We start from the raw sequence: 17847 nt of genomic DNA, 5'->3' as shown, positions 1-17847 counted from the left end.
AACGCGTGATCGCGCCGAATCACGACGCGCGACGCCAGGGGACTCAAGCTAGCCTATGAAAATCATTATTCTCGGCGCCGGACAGGTCGGCGGCAGCCTGGCAGAACACCTCGCCAGCGAAGCCAACGACATCACGGTGATCGACACCAACGACGTGCGCTTGCGCGAATTGCGCGACCGGATCGATATCGGCGTGGTGACCGGTGAAGGCTCTCACCCGGACGTGCTGGTGCAGGCGGGTATCGAAGATGCCGACCTGCTGGTGGCGGTCACCAGTAATGATGAAATCAATATGGTCGCCTGCCAGGTGGCGCACAGTCTGTTCCGCACGCCCACCAAAATTGCCCGGGTGCGCTCCAACGCCTACCTGACTTACGACAAACTCTTTACCGACACCGCCATCCCCATCGATGTGCTGATCAGCCCGGAACAACTGGTCTCGGATTACATCTTCCGGCTGATCGAACAGCCCGGCGCCTTGCAAGTGCTCGACTTTGCCAACGGCAAGGCCCAGTTGGTGGCGGTCAAGGCGTATCACGGCGGGCCCCTGGTCGGTCAGGAGCTGCGCTTTCTGCGTCAGCATATGCCCAACGTGGATACCCGGGTGGCGGCCATCTATCGGCGCAATCGCGCGATTGTGCCCCACGGTTCCACCGTCATCGAGGCGGACGATGAAGTCTTTTTCATCGCCGGGAAAAACGACATTCGCTCGGTGATGAGTGAACTGCGCCGGCTGGAAACCGCCTATAAGCGCGTGATGATCGCCGGCGGCGGCAACATCGGTTTGCGGCTGGCCAAAAAACTCGAGGGCCGCTATAGCGTTCGGGTGGTGGAGCACAATGAGCGGCGCTGCCGCCAGCTTTCCGAGCAGCTTGAACGCAGCATCGTGCTCCAGGGCAACGCCTCGGATCAGGACCTGCTGCTCGATGAAAACATTGAAGATACCGATGTGTTTCTGGCCCTGACCAACGACGATGAAGCCAACATCATGTCCTCCATGCTGGCCAAACGCCTCGGTGCCCGTAAGGTCATGGCGTTGATCAATAACCCCGCCTACGTGGACCTGGTCCAGGGCGGGGAAATTGATATCGCCATCTCGCCCCAGACCACCACCATCGGGAGCCTGCTCACTCACGTGCGCCGGGGCGACATGGTCAACGTGCACTCCCTGCGCCGTGGCGCGGCGGAAGCCATTGAGCTGATCGCTCACGGCGACAGTCAGTCGTCCAAAGTGGTGGGTCGGGCACTGGAAGACATCGACCTGCCCGAAGGGGCCAACATCGGGGCCATCGTGCGGGAGAAAGACGATGAAACCAGTGAAGTACTGATTGCCCACGACCACCTGGTGGTGGAGCCGGGCGATCATGTAATTGTGTTCCTGCTGCACAAGCAGCATATTCGCGACCTGGAAAAGCTCTTCCAGGTCGGTTTTACTTTCTTCTAGCGTCGGGACGGCCATGCAATTTGCCACCATCGCACGGGTTCTGGGCGTACTGCTGATGCTGTTCAGCCTGACGCTGTTGGTGCCCATCAGCGTCTCGCTCTGGTTCCACGATCAGAATTATCTGACCTTCCTGATCGGCTTTGTCATCACCTTTGGCGCCGGTGCTGCCACTTGGTTGCCGGTGCGCGGACGCCGCCAGGAGCTGCGCACTCGCGATGGCTTTCTGATTACCGCCTTGTTCTGGTTTGTTCTCGGCGCCTTCGGTGCCATTCCCCTGTACTTTTCCATGGGACTGGATCTGTCGTTTACCGATGCGATTTTCGAATCCCTTTCAGGGCTGACCACCACCGGGGCGACAGTCATCAGTGGGCTGGACGCCCTGCCCCCGTCCATTCTGTTTTATCGGCATCAACTGCAGTGGTTGGGCGGCATCGGGATTATTGTGATCGCGGTGGCGATTCTGCCGCTGTTGGGCATTGGGGGTATGCAGCTGTACCGGGCCGAGGCGCCCGGTCCGGTCAAGGACAACAAGCTCACCCCCCGCATCACTGAAACGGCCAAGGCGCTGTTCCTGATTTATCTGGGCTTTACGGTCACTTGCTTTATTGCCTACAAGCTGGCGGGTATGAGCTGGTTCGAAGCCCTGGGACACAGTTTTTCCACCGTGGCCAACGGTGGCTTTTCCAGTCACGATGAGAGCCTGCGCTACTACGACAGCCCGGCCATCCTGTTGATCTGTTCGGTGTTCATGGTGCTGGCCGGTGCCAACTTCGCGCTGCACTTTATTGCCTGGCGCGACAAGAGCCTATGGCACTACATGCAGGACGCGGAGTTCCGCTTTTACTTCGGCTGGATCGTGTTCGGCAGCGTCGTTACGGTATCCTACCTGTATGCGTCAGAGACCCTCGCCTTCACCGACAGCCTGGTGCTGGGGATTTACAACCTGGCATCGACGCTGACCACCGCAGGATTCGCGTCGGACTTCAACCTGTGGCCATCCTTTCTGCCCTACATGCTGTTTCTGCTCGCCTTCCTCGGTGGCTGCGCCAGCTCTACCGGCGGCGGCATGAAAATGATTCGGGTACTGTTGCTGTACAAACAGGGCGTACGGGAGGTCAACCGACTGATTCACCCCAACGCCGTCATTCCGGTCAAGGTCGGAAAGATCAGTGTGCCCGATCGGGTCATTGAAGCGGTGTGGGGATTCTTTGCGATGTATGTGGTGACTTACATCGTCATGTTTCTGGCACTGTTGATGACCGGGCTGGACTTGGAAACCGCTTTTTCGGCGGTGGGCGCCTGCATCACCAACCTGGGTCCCGGCATGGGGGACGTGGCCAGTAACTACGGCGCGATCAGCGACCCGGCCAAGTGGATTCTGACGTTTGCCATGCTCTTGGGGCGCCTGGAAGTCTTCACTCTGCTGGTGCTGTTCAGCCCGATGTTCTGGCGCCGATGAGTTGAGCGGGACTCGGCCCGCTCAGCCTTGAACGCACAGTGAAATTATAGACAGTCGGCGATGACTCCGGCACCGGCGTTGACCGCCACATGATCCGCCACCGTTTCCAGTGGGACCAGGGTGTAATCGTAAGGCGGCTCGTAACTGACCGTGGACTCCGGATCCGGCCCGGCCGTCACATCACCATCCGTCGCGGCAACCCACTCGACATTCACAAACTGGTTTTCACCCAGATCCCAATAACCTATCTCATCGCTGAACCAGGAACCGATCGGGTTCTTCGAATCTTCAAATAGATTGCCATCGATCTTGATGGTTGCACCCATTCGCGAATTGATGCCGGTATTGATCACGCCTTCATAATGATTGTTGAAAATATGGCCTTCACCAAACCGGAACAACGGTAAACGGGAATTGGCATTGAGCCAATGGTTACCATGGAAGGTTACCCGCCGGTGCGCACTGTCCGAATCGCTGCTGCCCCACAGCGAGGTTTTCCAGCTGTCCCGTAGAACGTTGTAGGAAATCGTCACGTTGTCCACGTTCTTTTTACCACTGACCAGCTCGTCGTAAAAATCCTTGTCCGTATCCAGGTCATTGTAAAAGGTATTGTGGTCTATCCAGACATGACTGGCCGGCCCTTCCAGGCTGATGTGGTCTTTGTCACCGATACTGACGTAACGCATGGTCAGGTTGCGCACAATAATATTGTTCGCCCGCCAGATTTTGATACCAATACCATCAAACAGCGCATTGCTGCCCACGCCAATAATCGACACATCGTTCATATCCTTGATGCTGAATTTATCGTCCGGAGAATTCTCCGGCGTGATGGTGCCGTCCACATAGATGATCAACGGTTGGTTGCCCTTGTTGTCCAGCGCCGAAGCTAACTCGACGCCGGTGCTTACCGTCACTTCATCGCCGCCGGCACCGCCCGTGGTGCTTTCACCCAGCGACGCAAAACCCTGGACCTGATTGGCCTGCTCACAGGACAGCCGTCCGGCATCGGGCAGGCCATCATCAGAGCGGGCACTGGAGGAGCTGGAGGAACTCAGAGTGCTGGAGCTTTGCATGCTGCTCTCGCTACTACCGCTATTGTTGTCCTCGCTACTCGACGATGCCGAGCTGCTCGATGGATTTCTGCCGCCTTCGTCGCTGCCCGAGCCGCCGCAGGCGGATAACGTCAGTGCCAACAGCAGATAAAGTAATGGATGGGTTGTTTTCATGGTTCTCTCACTTTTATTTTATTGTTGCCATAAAAAAACCCCACTGTCGCAGTGCCAGACACTCGTACAGCGGGGTTCCTGTTGTGGTCTCGGGCAACGGCCTGCCCGAAACATATTCGGTAAAGGTTATTCGGCTTCGTAGCCGGTAATGTCTCCCAACCCTTCAGGCAGAGCGCCTTTCAGGTCACTGGGCAAGTAATCAGATTCGGTGGTCCAAACCAGCCAATCAATCTTGCTCTTGTAGGGATGACCACCGCCATCGCCAATGCGCACAAAGTTGTCGCCGGCACTGCTGGCCGCCCGCATCTGAACATCCAACAGGCTGATAACCGGCTCGTCGTTACCATCCACGAAGATACGGACGTTACCGTGGGTTGCACTGTTCATGGTCACGCTAATCTGGTAAGTGTGGTACTCCGTCATATCCAACTGATCGTAATAATCCGGTGAGTTGTCGTTGACCGGATCAGCATCTTCAAGTTGGATACCCACCGCGCCTTCCTGATTTCGAAGCAGGGTTTTCAAACGGCTGCCCGCTTCGCCTTCATCGGCAAAGGCGGTTTCGATTTCGAGCAGCCGGCTCTCTTCATTATAACCCTGCACTCGGGCGACGACGGTCAGGTACTTGGGATACCCTTCCGGCAGAACGCCGCGCAGTGTTGCATGATGACGCAGATTGACATCACTGGTGGTGTCGATATCGATGGTCCCATCGCCGTTGACGGTGAAGTAATCCATGTCGGTATCACCACCCAGTTCGAAGCTGGCGTTGCCGCCCGCTTCCAGCGCGATGGAACCATCGGCATCCGGGGCCAGCTCACCATCAAATACGCTCCAGGCGCCCGGAGGATCTTGGGGGTCGGTATTGAACGCTGGGGCGTCATTGCCGCCATCGGGTTCGGGCAGGTCAAGACACTCGTCGATTACGCCAAGTCCGGCGTACTCAAGTACATAGTCACGGACGTCTGACGCCGGCATGATGTCGTACAGGTAACCGGGAATGTACGAGGTGGTGGATTCCTCATGTGCACCGCGGCATTCGCTTCCCGTCGTAGGACAACTTCCACTCGCTGAAATATTTTCGAAAATATTGTCATCGACATCCCAGAAACCGCGCTCTTCACTGAACTGGGAGGTAATGGGATGGCTTACATTCTCAAAGACGTTGCCATCAACGCGAATTTCCGCGCCCATGCGCGAGTTGATCGCCGAACCGTCCACGTCGTGATAGTAGTTGTTAAACACGTGGGCGTTACCATAGCGAAACAGCGGCAAGCGCGAGTTCACGTTGTGCCAGTAGTTGTGGTGGAAGGTGATGGTGCGACCGGCGTCTTCTTCCGCACTGTCGGAGGAACCCCAGAGCGAGGTTTTCCAGCTATCGTGCATGTAGTTATAGGAGATGGTCACATTTTGCACCGCACCGCGGCCACTGACCAGCTCATCGTAGTAATCCTTATTGCAATCTTCATCCAGACCACAGCCTGAGTCCTCCGGTGCCTGGCGACTGTTATACAGCTCATTGTGATCAATCCAGACATTGGTTACCGCGCCATCGCGGCCATCCAGATTGATCAGGTCACCGGTGCCATTCGCCTGCGGAACGTAGCGCATTTCCAGGTTGCGAATGATGATGTTGCTGGCCCCGTGGCTCAGCTCCAGGCCTACGCCTTCAAAACCGGCACTTTCGGTGCGACCGACAATGGTCACATCCTCACGGCGTACTTTAATGCCGCCGTTGGAATTGTCCCAAGTGATCAGATCATCAATATAAATCGTCAGCGGCAGATCGGCGTACTGCTCGTCAGTCAGAACATTCTGCAACTGAGCGCCGGTGACCACGCCAACTTCATGGTTACCCGCACCCACATCGGCACCACCGGTTACGCCATCGCCCAGGGTTGCAAAGCCCTGGGGAGTATTGAAACGTTCGCAAGAGGCCCATTCACCGTCGTACTCATTGGGTCCACTAGCGGACGAAGACGAACTGGAACTGGAACTGGAACTGCTACTTGAGCTTGAGGATGAGCTGGAAGCAGGGGGATTGTCGGAGCCGGAGCCCCCACAGGCGGACAGCAGCGCACTGATGGCCGCAACAAGGGCAAGCTTGTTGATAGTCATGGTTGATTACTCTCACTTCGGTTACTGCGTTTAATAATTATTGAAAATACGTATCCGGCGACCTTCTCACCAATCGCCTATTTTTTGAGCATACCACCAAAACAACGCGGGTTTACAGTGGCTTTACGTTTGTTGAAATACGGGCTGATAGGATCAATATGAAACGCGGAGCGGGGGACGTCAAGCGCGTGGGTGGTGCCATTTCAATGGATGTAACCGATTCTCATGGAGCATGCCGTACTATCAGACACTGAATTCTGGCACCCGGAAAAGGCTATGTATTTTGTGCGTAACCGTTTACATCTGTGTTGGATTCAGCGAGTATCAGTCAGCATAGCTTCCGGGCACAACATCACCCGGTTACGCCCCTGGTCCTTGGCCTGATACAGCGCCCGATCGGTGCGGACAAAGGCATCGATATAGGGCTCACCCGCCCGAATCTGACAGACTCCGAAACTGGCGGTCAGGCGTACTTTTTCATCCATTTCGATGCGGGCGTCGGAGACCAGCTGCCGGATTTTTTCCGCCAGAACCACTGCACTGGTGGCATCCGTATTGGGGCACAAAAGCAGAAACTCTTCACCACCCCAGCGACAGAGCACATCCTGCTTGCGGGTGTACTGATCGAGCAGGTTCACTAACTGGCGCAGGACCTTGTCCCCGGCATCATGACCGTAGGTATCGTTGAAGGTTTTGAAGTGGTCCACATCCAGCAGAATCAATGAGATGGGCTGGAACTCGTTCTGGTGAATCATCTGGGACAGACGCTGTTCAAAACCGTAACGATTGTAGGCCCCAGTAAGCGGGTCGCGGGTGGACAGTTGCTTGTAACGGTCGGTTTCCTCTTTCAACTGCGCATTGCGATTGGAGAGGATATCCAGTTGCCGACGGTGGCGCCGGGTAATCCGGGACAGGAGGACCAACCGATGGATGCCCCAGGCACTCAGCCCCACCAGCCAGATCAGCAGAGTACTCAGGTACCAGGTGGCGGCCGAGATCCACTCACCGACAAAACTCGCCTCTTTGATGATCACATCGTAGTGTCCCGGCTCCAGCGCCTGCGCATAGCCGATACCGATGGCGATCACATTGTGAAACGCGGGACGCCTTAGCTCTCGCGGCAGGTCTCGAGCACTGCTCCACCAATCTGCCAGAGACAGCTCATCAAAACCGATTCTCAGGGTTCCCCCCAACTCTCCGGCCTTGATATCAAACTTGTTGAATTGGGCACTGTTATTGTCGTCCGGGCTGGAGTAGCGCTCATCGTAATGGCGCATAAAGAACTGGACATCCTGATTGTGGCCCGGGGTTTCCAGCTGCAGCTCAAAGGCCTCAAAGTCGGTGAGATCCAACCCGTGCAGATTATCTTCGGACAACAAGAGATTGATGCCGCAGAACACGTAATCGCCCTCGGGCTCAACCCGGCAGCGCCAGTGGTAATCCTCCTCCGGCCCGACCCACTCCGAATGACTCGGCCCGCCCTGCATGGCGTCGCCGTAGGGTGCGAGAATCACCATGCTGTCCGCGTGGGGTACCAATGAGTGCTGCCGCTCGGGAATCAGCGGGTGTGCTGCCACAGCCAGTAAAGTAATGGCAATGGCCACCAGCAAGAAATACAAGGAGCGACTGGGAGACATGGCGGCGCCGTTTTTGTTGAATATTGCGCCAATTGTAGCAAGCAACCTACTTCTTTGGGCGACTGGCTGGGCCATTTATCAGATTATTCTGCTATGGTTAGCCGGTAGTTATAACCATAAACGAGGTCATACCATGCGACTCATAACTCTGTCTTTCTGTTTTTGGCTGCTGACGGCCTGCAGCCTCCAACCCCAGGGCCAATCCGAAGGCTCCGAACCGCAGTTGGGGCGCCTGGACTTTACCAGCGCTCTGGATGGCAGCGAACGGCAGTTTTTCGTGTATTTGCCCAGAGGCTATGAAACTCAAGCCGGGAAAGACTGGCCGGTGTTGATGTTTCTGCACGGCAACGGTGAGCGGGGCAATGGCCGGGACGAGCTGGACTATGTACTGGCCCATGGGCCGCTGTACGAAGCCTGGATCCAGAAACGGGACCTGCCGTTCATCATGATTGTGCCCCAGCTCCCCATGTTCGGGATGGATGAGCACGCGGATTACCTGCGCAACCGGGACCCGTCTCAAATACCCCAACGATTGGCCGATGGGGTTCCTCCCCGCCCGGCGTATTTCCCGACGCCCGACCCCATGAATGGCGTGCCCGCGCCCGCGTCCATGGACGACATTCCCCCCACCCTGCCCAACGGTTGGGACCGAATTGAAGACGACCTGACCATGATGCTCGACCGGATCGAGGCCAACTACCGGGTGGATCAACAACGGGTCTATCTCAGTGGCCTGAGCTACGGTGGCTTCGGTACCTGGTATATGGCCAGCCAGCACCCGGAGCGCTTTGCGGCCATCAGTCCAGTGGTGGGCTGGGGTCACCCGGATCTGATGGCGCCCATTGCGGAACACCAGCTACCCCTGTGGGCGTTCGCCGCCGGGCGCGATCCGGTCGTCACCATTGAGCATTTTTACCCCGGGCTGAACGAGCTGGAAAAGCTCGGACACCCGGCAGTGCGCTTTACCAACCACGAGGACATGGGCCACGATGCCTGGACCCGGGTGTACCGCAGCGAAGACCTGTACCGCTGGTTGTTGGGGCATTCCCGGGCGGACGAACCCTCAGGGGAGTAAGTTCGCCCAGGCCTTGGTGCCGGGATCAATTTTCACATCGCCCTCATGACGGCCAGGAATGGGGGCGAAGCGCAAGGCTTGCTTGGCACCCACTTCCGAGGCGAAGTAGCCCCAGAGGGTCAGTTGCTTGATCATTCGGTAGTAGTCCGCGTCACTGTCTTGCTCCAAAGCCAAAAGCAATTGCGCTCGCTGGTCCGGTGTCAGCGAGCCGGCATCGGTGTTGAACTGAGCCTGGCTGCGCTGCTGCAGGTCGGCCAGACCCCGCAGAAAGACCTGTTGCTCCTCCGGCGTGTAATAACCGCTGACCATCGCCTGCATAAAAGCGCCGATACCGGCGGCTTTGGCACCGGGTGAATCCTCGGTGCTGGGCAGAATGGTCTCACCAAGGTCACTGAGCAGTGCCACCTCCGGTTCGGCCAGCACGGGTTGAACGGCCGTGGGCAATGCGCCGCTTAAAAAGGCGGACGCACCGAATACCTGGGTGGCCGATACCAGACCCAGCGCACCCATCATCGTGTGTAATGCCTGTCTGCGATTCATCTCGCCCCCTTACAGATTGCGTTTATTGAGTTGATCCACCGCGTAATGCGCGGCCCGGGCCGTCAATGCCATATAGGTCAGGGACGGATTCTGGCAGGCGGACGAGGTCATGCAGGCGCCGTCGGTCACAAACACGTTGGGCACCGCATGCAGCTGGTTATGGCCATTGAGCATGGAGGTTTTCGGATCCAACCCCATGCGGGCGGTGCCCATTTCATGAATGGCGAGCCCCGGGGCCTGCTCGCTGTCAACGGTCTGGATGTTTTTGTAGCCGGCTTTTTCCAGCATTTCGGCGGCGCTGTCGCGGATGTCCCGGGTCATATGGTGCTCGTTGTCCGAATAATCGCAGTCCATATTCAGCAGTGGCATGCCCCAAGCATCGGTCTGGTCCTTGCTCAGGGTCACTTTGTTGTCAAAGCGCGGCAGAAACTCCCCCATGCCGGTCATATTGATCCGCCAGGGGCCCACTTCACTCATCTTGTGTTTGAACTCGGCGCCGAAGGGAGCGTCACCCTCCTGGACATTACCCTGCGCCCGGTAGGCGCCCACGGAGTATGAGAAACCGCCAATGTAATGGTCCTGCTTATCATCAAAAATATTGCGAAACCGGGGCAGATAAGTGCCGGTGGGACGACGACCGTAATAGTAACGGTCTTCCAGCCTCTCCACCTCGGCACTCGCCCGGGTGCGGTAGTTGTGATCCATCAGGTAGTGCCCGAGCACCCCACTGTCGTTGCCCAGGCCATTGGGGAAACGCTCGGAGGTGGAGTTCTTCAGAATCAGGGTGGTGTTCAGCGTACTGGCGTTGACGAAAATGATGCGTGCGAAATACTCTGTCACCGCCTTGGTTTCGGCGTCGATCACCCTGACGCCAGTGGCGCGCTGTTTCTGCTCGTCGTAGATGATGGAGTGCACCACCGAGTGTGGACGCATGGTCAGGTTGCCGGTGGCCGCGGCGGCCGGCAGGGTTACCCCGTTGCTGCTGAAATAACCGGTAAACGGGCAGCCCCGGGCGCAACGGGCCCGGTACATGCAGGGCCCGCGTCCATTGTGATGTTGCGACAGGTTGGCGGTGCGGGACATCACCAGATGACGGTTGGGGAACTGGCTTTCGATGGACTGCTTGAAGTGTTTCTCCACCGCATTCATTTCCATCGGTGGCAGAAATTCCCCATCCGGAATCTGCGGCAGACCGTCGCGGTTGCCACTGATACCGGCAAACTTTTCCACGTGGCTGTACCAGGGGGCAAGGTCCTGATAGCGGATGGGCCAGTCCACACCGACGCCGTTGCGGGCGTTGCTCTCAAAGTCGAAATCGCTCCAGCGCTGCACCCAGCGCGCCCACATCAATGACTTGCCGCCGACCTGATAACCGCGAATCCAATCAAAGGGTTTGCTCTGTTGGTAGGGGTGCTCGGCGTCTTTCACAAAGTGATGGGCGGTAGCCTGATTGACCGCGTAGCAGCGCGACAGCACCGGGTTGGCGGCTCTGAACTCCGCGGACATCTCCCCGAACAGGGGCAGATCCCAGGCCTCTTTGTGGGCGGTGGGGTAATCTTCAATGTGCTCGATGTGCCCGCCCCGCTCCAATACCAGCGTCTGCAGGCCCTGCTCACACAGCTCCTTGGCCGCCCAGCCCCCGGAAATACCGGAGCCGATGACGATGGCATCGTAGGTATGCGATTGCTTGCCCGCTCCCAGAATGGTCGCGCTGACCTTGGTTGTCGCCATAACCACACCTTATCGTTATTGATCAATTTCGGGGTACACTGCCCCCACTGGCGAGCCATTATTACCCACCTGTGCGACAAATGAAACCGGTTGCACGGTCAAAAAATGCTCGCTAGACTGACCCAACCATTCAAAATCGACAATAAAGTGAGGACTTATGGACCGGATACCGCTAGGACGACGCCATTTCCTGAAAGGCGCCGCGACCCTCGGTGCCGCCGTGGCGGCGGCCTCTACTCTGCCCGGATGTGGCAGCCTGATCGGCAAGCGCAATACCTTCGATATTTCCCTGGCGCAGTGGTCCCTGCACCGCCGCTTCTTCAGCGGAGACGCCAGCCCCATGGACTTCGCGGCCATCACCCGCCAGGAATTCGAGATCGGCGGTGTCGAGTACGTCAATCAGTTCTACAAGGACAACCTCTCCGACGCCCTGGTCCAGGACCTGCGCCAGCGAGCGGACAATGAGGGCGTGCGCAGTCTGCTGATTATGATCGACGGCGAAGGCGCCCTGGGTGCCCCCACCGAAGCCGATCGGAAACAGACTGTGGACAACCACAAAAAATGGGCCGACGCCGCCCACGCCCTGGGCTGCCATTCCATCCGGGTAAACGCCCAGAGCCAGGGCAGTTACGACGAACAGCGCGAGCGCGCGGCCGATGGTCTGGTCAAGCTGGCGGAGTACTGCGAACCCCTGGGCCTGAATGTGCTGGTGGAAAACCACGGCGGCCTGTCCTCCAACGCCCGTTGGCTGAGCCAGGTGATGGAAACCGCCAACCACCCACGAGTGGGCACCCTACCGGATTTCGGCAACTTCACCATCAATCGCGAGACCGGCGAGAGCTACGACAAGTATCAGGGCGTGCGCGAGCTGATGCCCTATGCCCAAGCGGTGAGCGCGAAGAGCTATGCCTTTGATGCTCAGGGCAATGAAACCAGCATCGACTTTCACCGGATGATGGATATCGTCATGGCCGTGGGTTACAGCGGCTGGGTGGGCGTTGAGTACGAGGGCGATAGGCACTCGGAAGCGGAAGGGATTATTCTGACGCGGGATTTGTTGCGGTCGATCAAAGGCTGACCTTAAACGGCTGTCCGAACAAAAGAAGCCCCGCATACGCGGGGCTTCTTTTGTTTAGGGTAACAAGAAAATCCTTTTTCTTGGGTCGCCCTTATTACATCGGCTCAACAATCAAGTTATCGATGTCGATGGCGCAGCCGGACTCGCAGCGGAACTGCAGGAACGACTCTGTAGTACCGAGATTTTCAGTAATCTCGTAAACGTAGGTTTGCCCAGCTTCATAGGTACGGGAATCTACATTCACGATGCGAGAGTCGAAATCATGCAGAGAGTTCGAAGAACTGGTCGTATTATTATCCAGATATACGAAGAAGTTGGCTGTTGCGTCTTCTTCCACTGGAACAGTGTTTACCGCAACGACATCGAACTGAATGCGGAACGGCTGACTCAGATCCATGTCACCTTGGGGTTCAGTGGTTTCGGACGTAGTGGCGGCCCGAGTCCGGTCACCTGCTGTGATACGAGAAGAATCAAAGCTCAGAACACCATCCACTACAGCAGTTGTACCACCGGTCTCATAATAGAAGGAGGTACTGGCGTCAGTGGACACATGGCGATATTCAGTGCTGTAGAAGTCTTCTGATGTAATGCCCTCAAAAGCTTCATTGATCAGCCCTGCGTCTCCACCATTAGAGTCCTGATACTGGATTACAATATCGCTCAGCGTGATGCCCAGCTCAGAATCCGGACCCTCAGGCTGACCACAGCCTGAATCACAGCGGAACTGGAAGAAAGAAGTAGCAGTGCCCACATCGGACTCGATAACTACTTCCTGACCATCTGTGAGGGTGTCCAGTGTTGCGGAGTAAATAGTAGTAGCGTCTTCATGCACTGAGTTCCAACCATCTTCTGCACTACCGGTGCCAGATTCAGTGTTGTTCACGTAGATCATGAAATTGCCACCAGCGTCGTTAGCCTTGTTGACGGTGAAGCTGACGGTATATGGCTGGCTCAAGTCGATTCCGCCGACGGCCTCCAGACCGGTGCCTTCATCATGACCAACGTAGAACCGACCATCGCCCCAGGTAATCGCGTTATTCGCAACATACATGCGGGAAGAACCAGCGCGCGGGTTGTAGAACGGCTTGGTCAAATCATCCGGGAAAGCCAGAAAGATTTCGTTTTCCTCACCGAAGAACTCTTCGAATGTCATGTCGAGGTTAACGCTCAGCGGCAGACCTTCGAATGCAACACCTTCGAACTGCGGAGGCTGCACATACTCTTCGTTGACTTCACAGGTGGCGTATTCCACGGCATCACCAGCCTGATGTTCTACCACCAGGTTACTGATCACTGCGTAACCGCCGCTGCTCACCCGCAGCTGCAAGTAAGAGGTAGAAGTACCCACAGGCATGCTATCGCCATCCAGTGCCGGGATAACAGCGATGGTGTCTCCGACACGGTTGCCTTCGTTATCCATCATGTAGGCATCACCAGGAACATCAACGACTACGCGATTACCGGCCTGGAAAGTACCGATTTCTTCTCGCAACAGTAACGAAGCAGTGCTCCAGAGTGAGTCAGCTTGGCGACCACCACTGTTGTTGTCGACGTAAAGCTCCAGATTACTGAAACCAGAGCCCCAAGGGCCGTTGTCGTTCAGGCAGAAAGAAACGCGGTAGGGTTCGCTCAGATCCAACTCACCCCAGCTGCCCAGCTCAGCGGTAGCACCTTCGGCACCATCGCTGGTATCGCTCTTTCTATCGTTGGCATTTTCGTCCGTCAAATCGGACAGAATCTGACCGATGCTCATGCGAGCACTGTCAATCAATGCGAGATAGCCGTTACCCGCCATCCAACTGGTAGACTCAGGATCAACTTCGCCGATGGACACTTCCCCGGTGTCGGGGTCTTCAGCCCACAAGCAACAGGTCGGGTAATAGAACGAAGGATGTGGATCGGTCAGCGTGGATTCATTGCCATCCTCATCCACGATAGTGTTGGATGCTGGAGTATTCAGTGCTTTGTAGGAGTCACTGAAGAAGTCAAGCGTACTGGTCGCTTCGAAGTTCTCTACCAGAGGCAAGGTTTCAGCTTGAATTTCAATCTGAGTACCTTCCTCGGGCGGATCATCTTGTGGGATGTCATCGGGGTCGTCATTACCGCCCCCGCCACCACCGCCGCCGCTACTACCACCGCAAGCGACCAGGGTGCTGCCCAGCATTAATGCTGCTAATAATTTAAGTTTCATATCGGTTGATCTCCTACGTTTTTATCTAATGATATCTCTCTACACCCCAGTTAATTGCTCTACGCAATAGCAGAGCAATCAACCATGAGTTCTTTTACCAGAAGCGTATGGTAGCCCCCACCTGAAAGGTGCGACCCAAACCTTCCGATTCATACATCACCGGTCCGTTGGAGTAATCGTTACCACGGAAATAGAAGACATCTACATCCTCTGTCACATTCAGGACATCGAAGTAGAACTTAATGTCTTCGTTCAGGTTGTAAGTGGCCTTGAAGTCCAGGCCAAAGATTTCATCGTGGAACACATCTGCCCAGCGTCGACAATTTTCCGGGTAAACAACGCCTGAACCCGTTGCACCTTCGAGCGCATCGGGATTACTGGCATCATTCAGCGCCGCCCACTCCCGGTCAGTCTGGATGTCTGCGGCAGAGCAGGAACCAATCTGCTTGAGAACCTCACTACGATAATTTTGAATCAAACGCGCAGAAAACATCTCGTTTTCCCAACCCAAGGTCAGGTTTGCGGTCAAGTCAGCCTGATTTGGCAGCCTGATATCGTCTGCACGGACCGTCTCCCCTGCGTCTGCGGTACTGCTAAGCAATGTCATATTACCGTTAATAAAGAAATTGTTATCAAAGTAACGGGAGTAACTGATTTCTGCACCATACACTGACGACGTATCCCCATTGAGCGTGGTATTTACATCCTGGAAGACATGGTCCTGGTCGATGCGGAACACGTTCTCGGTAATGGACGGATCACCGCCATTCGACGAATCGATACGATCCAAAGCCACTTTAACTGAACCTGGAAGATCGTTTCTCGCAACATCAATACCCCTTACTTCAACAATAAAGTCATCGATTTGCTTATAGAAAACGGCCAGTTCGGCGAAGTGGCCGTTGGGCCCATACCAACTGACCGACGCATCGAAGTTAGTGGCTTCCATGGCTTTCAGATCAGTATTGCCCAGTTCTAAGGCGTTTCCTTCACAAAGGGTGAAGTTCTGCGAAATGAACTCGACATAACCATCGTTAGGCGCACCCAAATCGTCCTGAAGGTTATCACTGCAATTATCGCGGCCTTCAATCGGGTCCGCTGCGCTCAGGAAAACCCGACCGTCAAATCCGGCGTCTGCACTAGCGTCATCGTAGTCAGGACGATTGTAGTTGGTCCAAAGGGAACTTCTCACCAACAGGTCGTCTCTTGGCTCCCAACGCAAATGCAGACCGGGATATACACCATCGTACTGATTGACGACAAAACCGCCGGTTGTTGGGTCTCCGAGGGGCATTACGATATCCCGAACAACGCCATCTTCCTGCTGGAAGCGATCGTGACGCAAAGTGAACCAACCTGTAGAACCAAACTCGGTTTCTACATACCGTGCACCAGCAATCAACCACATGTTATCTGTCAGGTTGAATTCACCCATCAGATAAGCTTCATTGCTCTCTTCATAGATTGCGTAGTTATCGCTCTTGCTCGCTTGGCCACTTCTATTCGGGTCCAAGTTCAAGGGGATTTGGCGCGTAATATCGAGAAGATTTTCGGCATCAGCCGTTGTTATGAAATCGTGATCGAAGCGAGGGTTTCTAGGTGTATAGGTTTCGAAATCGCCGCGACCAATACCCGTGTTTGCCCAGGTAAGACATTCTTCGTCACCTTCACAAGCAAAGGGGTAGTCACTCGGGTTTACACTCCAACGAGCGCGATCCCGGCTACGGGTACGCTCTTTGGCGAGAACACCAGCCTTGAAGTAGTTGACAAAGCCGCCTTCAAAATCACGACGGATATTCAGTTTGAACTGCTCCACGTCGTCTTCGCGGAAGCCGTCCTCCAGATATATCCCGTCGTACACAAAGGCTTCCTGTCGACGCTCTCCAAGCTCGTAACCAGGGAAACCTGCATAGCCACCCGTTCCGGGAACACCGGAGGTTGGAATTACAGCACCGGACTGTTCAGCCAAGGCGCGAATCTGTGTGCGCGAAAGTACCTGAGCTTCGATATCGTCCTGGAAAGACCGCGCGTACATTGGGAGCGACTGAATTCGGAACTGTACCCTTCTGTCATCCGGATTGGTTTGCTCGCCCACTGAATTATGGTACTCGTAGTCCACCGTCCACAGATCAATATTGTTTTCGCCACCCAGAGCGAAGGTGGTTGTCTTATCTTCAGCCTCCTGGATGAAAACGTGCTGCTGCAAATCTGTATCAGATACGGCAAAGCTGTTATTTTCAGGGTTCACATAGGACACGTACCGTGCATCACCCTGCCCAAAACGGAAGTACTCCCGCAGGGTCAGCTCTTCATCGGTAAAGGTTGAGTGGTCATAGCGAACAAAGTACTCGCTATTGTCGGTTGGCCGCCACTCCACGTTAAAGGTACCCGCCGTAGTAGTGCGTACGCTCTCATCTTGACGGACCTCGAACTCCCAGGGAGCCAGGATTCTCGGCTCATCGATATAAGGATCGACTACACCTTCCTGCAGGTACTCCAGAGAGCTTCTGGCGTTGTTTTCACGATTGTTGCTGTCATCACCGAGCTGTGGCCGAGAAACGCGCAAGAATCGAAGGTCGTTGCTGGTATCGTGAAATATCTGATTAACTTCGGTAGCGCGCTCTTCGTGAGACAGGGAAACCGCAATACCAATCGTTTCATCAGCGAGAAGTTTAGTAGCCTGGATAGTCGCTTTCGGCGAAAATTCTCCACGCTGCTCATGCATAGCCCCTTGAAGGCTTAATCTGAGGCTATCCTCACCGCGGGAGAACGCGGTCACTGAGTTCACGTTGACGCGGCCACCAATCGAGTTCAGGTCCATATCCGGCGTCAATGATTTGAAAACTTCAATGGACCCCATCAAGTCAGCAGGAATCGAATTAAGTGCGACAGAACGGTTATCGGTGCTTGAAGAGGCTAGTTCAGAATTGTTCAGGCTTACGCCAACGAAATTCGGACCCAGACCCCGGACGTTCACAAATTCACCCTGGCCGTCACTCTTCTGAATAGTAACACCCGGAAGGCGCTGAAGCGCTTCAGCGACGTTCTGATCAGCAAAATTACCTGCGTCATCCTGAGAGATGACGGAGCTGAAGATGTCCCGGTTACGCTCAATTTCTCGAGCGTTCAGCTCTGCAGCTCGAACACCCTGGACAAGAATTTCTTCCAGCATGGGCTCGGCAGCCTGATCGTCCTGAGCATGGGCAATAAGGGGCAGGGAACCACCAGCCACCAGCGAAACCGCCAGTGACAGCATACGTTTATGAAACATTTTGTCTCCCTCGACTACTACTTTATTAATTTATTTAGGTTGAAACTTTTTCTGAGATTCAGACGGACTTATGC

General features: G+C 55.6%; 11 protein-coding genes. 4 read left to right on the top strand and 7 right to left on the bottom strand.

The window, feature by feature from the left end:
• The first annotated feature begins 55 nt into the window (after nucleotides 1-55).
• Both trkA and EDC38_RS12465 read left to right on the top strand, forming a co-directional pair.
• The gene (gene trkA, locus EDC38_RS12470; protein ID WP_123638786.1) at nucleotides 56-1444 is read left to right on the top strand and encodes a Trk system potassium transporter TrkA; all 1389 of its coding nucleotides are present in this window, start codon (nucleotides 56-58) and stop codon (nucleotides 1442-1444) included.
• A 13-nt stretch (nucleotides 1445-1457) separates the two neighbouring features.
• Nucleotides 1458-2903 (top strand): TrkH family potassium uptake protein, encoded by a 1446-nt coding sequence (locus EDC38_RS12465; protein WP_123638785.1) that lies wholly within the window; start codon nucleotides 1458-1460, stop codon nucleotides 2901-2903.
• Nucleotides 2904-2947: 44 nt separating this feature from the next.
• On the opposite strand, the gene EDC38_RS12460 is transcribed toward EDC38_RS12465, so the two are convergent.
• The 3 genes from EDC38_RS12460 to EDC38_RS12450 all read right to left on the bottom strand — a co-directional run bounded on the left by EDC38_RS12460 (nucleotide 2948) and on the right by EDC38_RS12450 (nucleotide 7887).
• Nucleotides 2948-4132, bottom strand: a complete 1185-nt coding sequence (locus tag EDC38_RS12460) for a pectate lyase family protein (RefSeq protein ID WP_123638784.1) — start codon at nucleotides 4130-4132, stop codon at nucleotides 2948-2950.
• Between the two features lie 126 nt (nucleotides 4133-4258).
• Nucleotides 4259-6250 (bottom strand): pectate lyase family protein, encoded by a 1992-nt coding sequence (locus EDC38_RS12455; RefSeq protein ID WP_123638783.1) that lies wholly within the window; start codon nucleotides 6248-6250, stop codon nucleotides 4259-4261.
• 314 nt (nucleotides 6251-6564) lie between these two features.
• A complete protein-coding gene (locus EDC38_RS12450) occupies nucleotides 6565-7887 on the bottom strand; it encodes a GGDEF domain-containing protein (protein ID WP_170162921.1) in 1323 nt (440 codons plus the stop codon).
• A 133-nt stretch (nucleotides 7888-8020) separates the two neighbouring features.
• On the opposite strand from EDC38_RS12450, the gene EDC38_RS12445 reads away from it, so the two are divergent.
• Entirely contained in the window at nucleotides 8021-8962 is a 942-nt protein-coding gene (locus tag EDC38_RS12445; protein WP_123638781.1) for a carboxylesterase family protein, read from the top strand.
• On the opposite strand, the gene EDC38_RS12440 is transcribed toward EDC38_RS12445, so the two are convergent.
• Together EDC38_RS12440 and EDC38_RS12435 are read right to left on the bottom strand one after the other, a co-directional pair.
• Nucleotides 8951-9502, bottom strand: a complete 552-nt coding sequence (locus tag EDC38_RS12440; protein ID WP_123638780.1) for a gluconate 2-dehydrogenase subunit 3 family protein — start codon at nucleotides 9500-9502, stop codon at nucleotides 8951-8953. The two genes, EDC38_RS12445 and EDC38_RS12440, sit on opposite strands and share 12 nt — an antisense overlap.
• 9 nt (nucleotides 9503-9511) lie before the next feature.
• A complete protein-coding gene (locus tag EDC38_RS12435) occupies nucleotides 9512-11233 on the bottom strand; it encodes a GMC oxidoreductase (RefSeq protein ID WP_123638779.1) in 1722 nt (573 codons plus the stop codon).
• 157 nt (nucleotides 11234-11390) lie between these two features.
• On the opposite strand from EDC38_RS12435, the gene EDC38_RS12430 reads away from it, so the two are divergent.
• Nucleotides 11391-12311, top strand: coding sequence for a sugar phosphate isomerase/epimerase family protein (locus EDC38_RS12430; RefSeq protein WP_123638778.1), 921 nt, complete (start codon nucleotides 11391-11393; stop codon nucleotides 12309-12311).
• Between the two features lie 94 nt (nucleotides 12312-12405).
• On the opposite strand, the gene EDC38_RS12425 is transcribed toward EDC38_RS12430, so the two are convergent.
• Nucleotides 12406-14502, bottom strand: a complete 2097-nt coding sequence (locus EDC38_RS12425; RefSeq protein WP_123638777.1) for a hypothetical protein — start codon at nucleotides 14500-14502, stop codon at nucleotides 12406-12408.
• A 94-nt stretch (nucleotides 14503-14596) separates the two neighbouring features.
• Nucleotides 14597-17773 (bottom strand): TonB-dependent receptor, encoded by a 3177-nt coding sequence (locus EDC38_RS12420; RefSeq protein ID WP_123638776.1) that lies wholly within the window; start codon nucleotides 17771-17773, stop codon nucleotides 14597-14599.
• Nucleotides 17774-17847 lie beyond the last annotated feature (74 nt).

This window comes from Marinimicrobium koreense, from assembly GCF_003762925.1.
GTDB classification, from domain to species: Bacteria; Pseudomonadota; Gammaproteobacteria; order Pseudomonadales; family Cellvibrionaceae; genus Marinimicrobium; species Marinimicrobium koreense.
Note: the sequence above shows the minus strand (reverse complement) of the source record. Positions and strands in the feature narration are given on the sequence as shown.

Excerpts from the sequence above, each read along its gene's own strand:
- trkA (WP_123638786.1), top strand. The coding sequence starts at position 56 with ATGAAAATCATTATTCTCGGCGCCGGACAGGTCGGCGGCAGCCTGGCA.
- EDC38_RS12465 (WP_123638785.1), top strand. The coding sequence starts at position 1,458 with ATGCAATTTGCCACCATCGCACGGGTTCTGGGCGTACTGCTGATGCTG.
- EDC38_RS12460 (WP_123638784.1), bottom strand. The coding sequence starts at position 4,132 with ATGAAAACAACCCATCCATTACTTTATCTGCTGTTGGCACTGACGTTA.
- EDC38_RS12455 (WP_123638783.1), bottom strand. The coding sequence starts at position 6,250 with ATGACTATCAACAAGCTTGCCCTTGTTGCGGCCATCAGTGCGCTGCTG.
- EDC38_RS12450 (WP_170162921.1), bottom strand. The coding sequence starts at position 7,887 with ATGTCTCCCAGTCGCTCCTTGTATTTCTTGCTGGTGGCCATTGCCATT.
- EDC38_RS12445 (WP_123638781.1), top strand. The coding sequence starts at position 8,021 with ATGCGACTCATAACTCTGTCTTTCTGTTTTTGGCTGCTGACGGCCTGC.
- EDC38_RS12440 (WP_123638780.1), bottom strand. The coding sequence starts at position 9,502 with ATGAATCGCAGACAGGCATTACACACGATGATGGGTGCGCTGGGTCTG.
- EDC38_RS12435 (WP_123638779.1), bottom strand. The coding sequence starts at position 11,233 with ATGGCGACAACCAAGGTCAGCGCGACCATTCTGGGAGCGGGCAAGCAA.
- EDC38_RS12430 (WP_123638778.1), top strand. The coding sequence starts at position 11,391 with ATGGACCGGATACCGCTAGGACGACGCCATTTCCTGAAAGGCGCCGCG.
- EDC38_RS12425 (WP_123638777.1), bottom strand. The coding sequence starts at position 14,502 with ATGAAACTTAAATTATTAGCAGCATTAATGCTGGGCAGCACCCTGGTC.
- EDC38_RS12420 (WP_123638776.1), bottom strand. The coding sequence starts at position 17,773 with ATGTTTCATAAACGTATGCTGTCACTGGCGGTTTCGCTGGTGGCTGGT.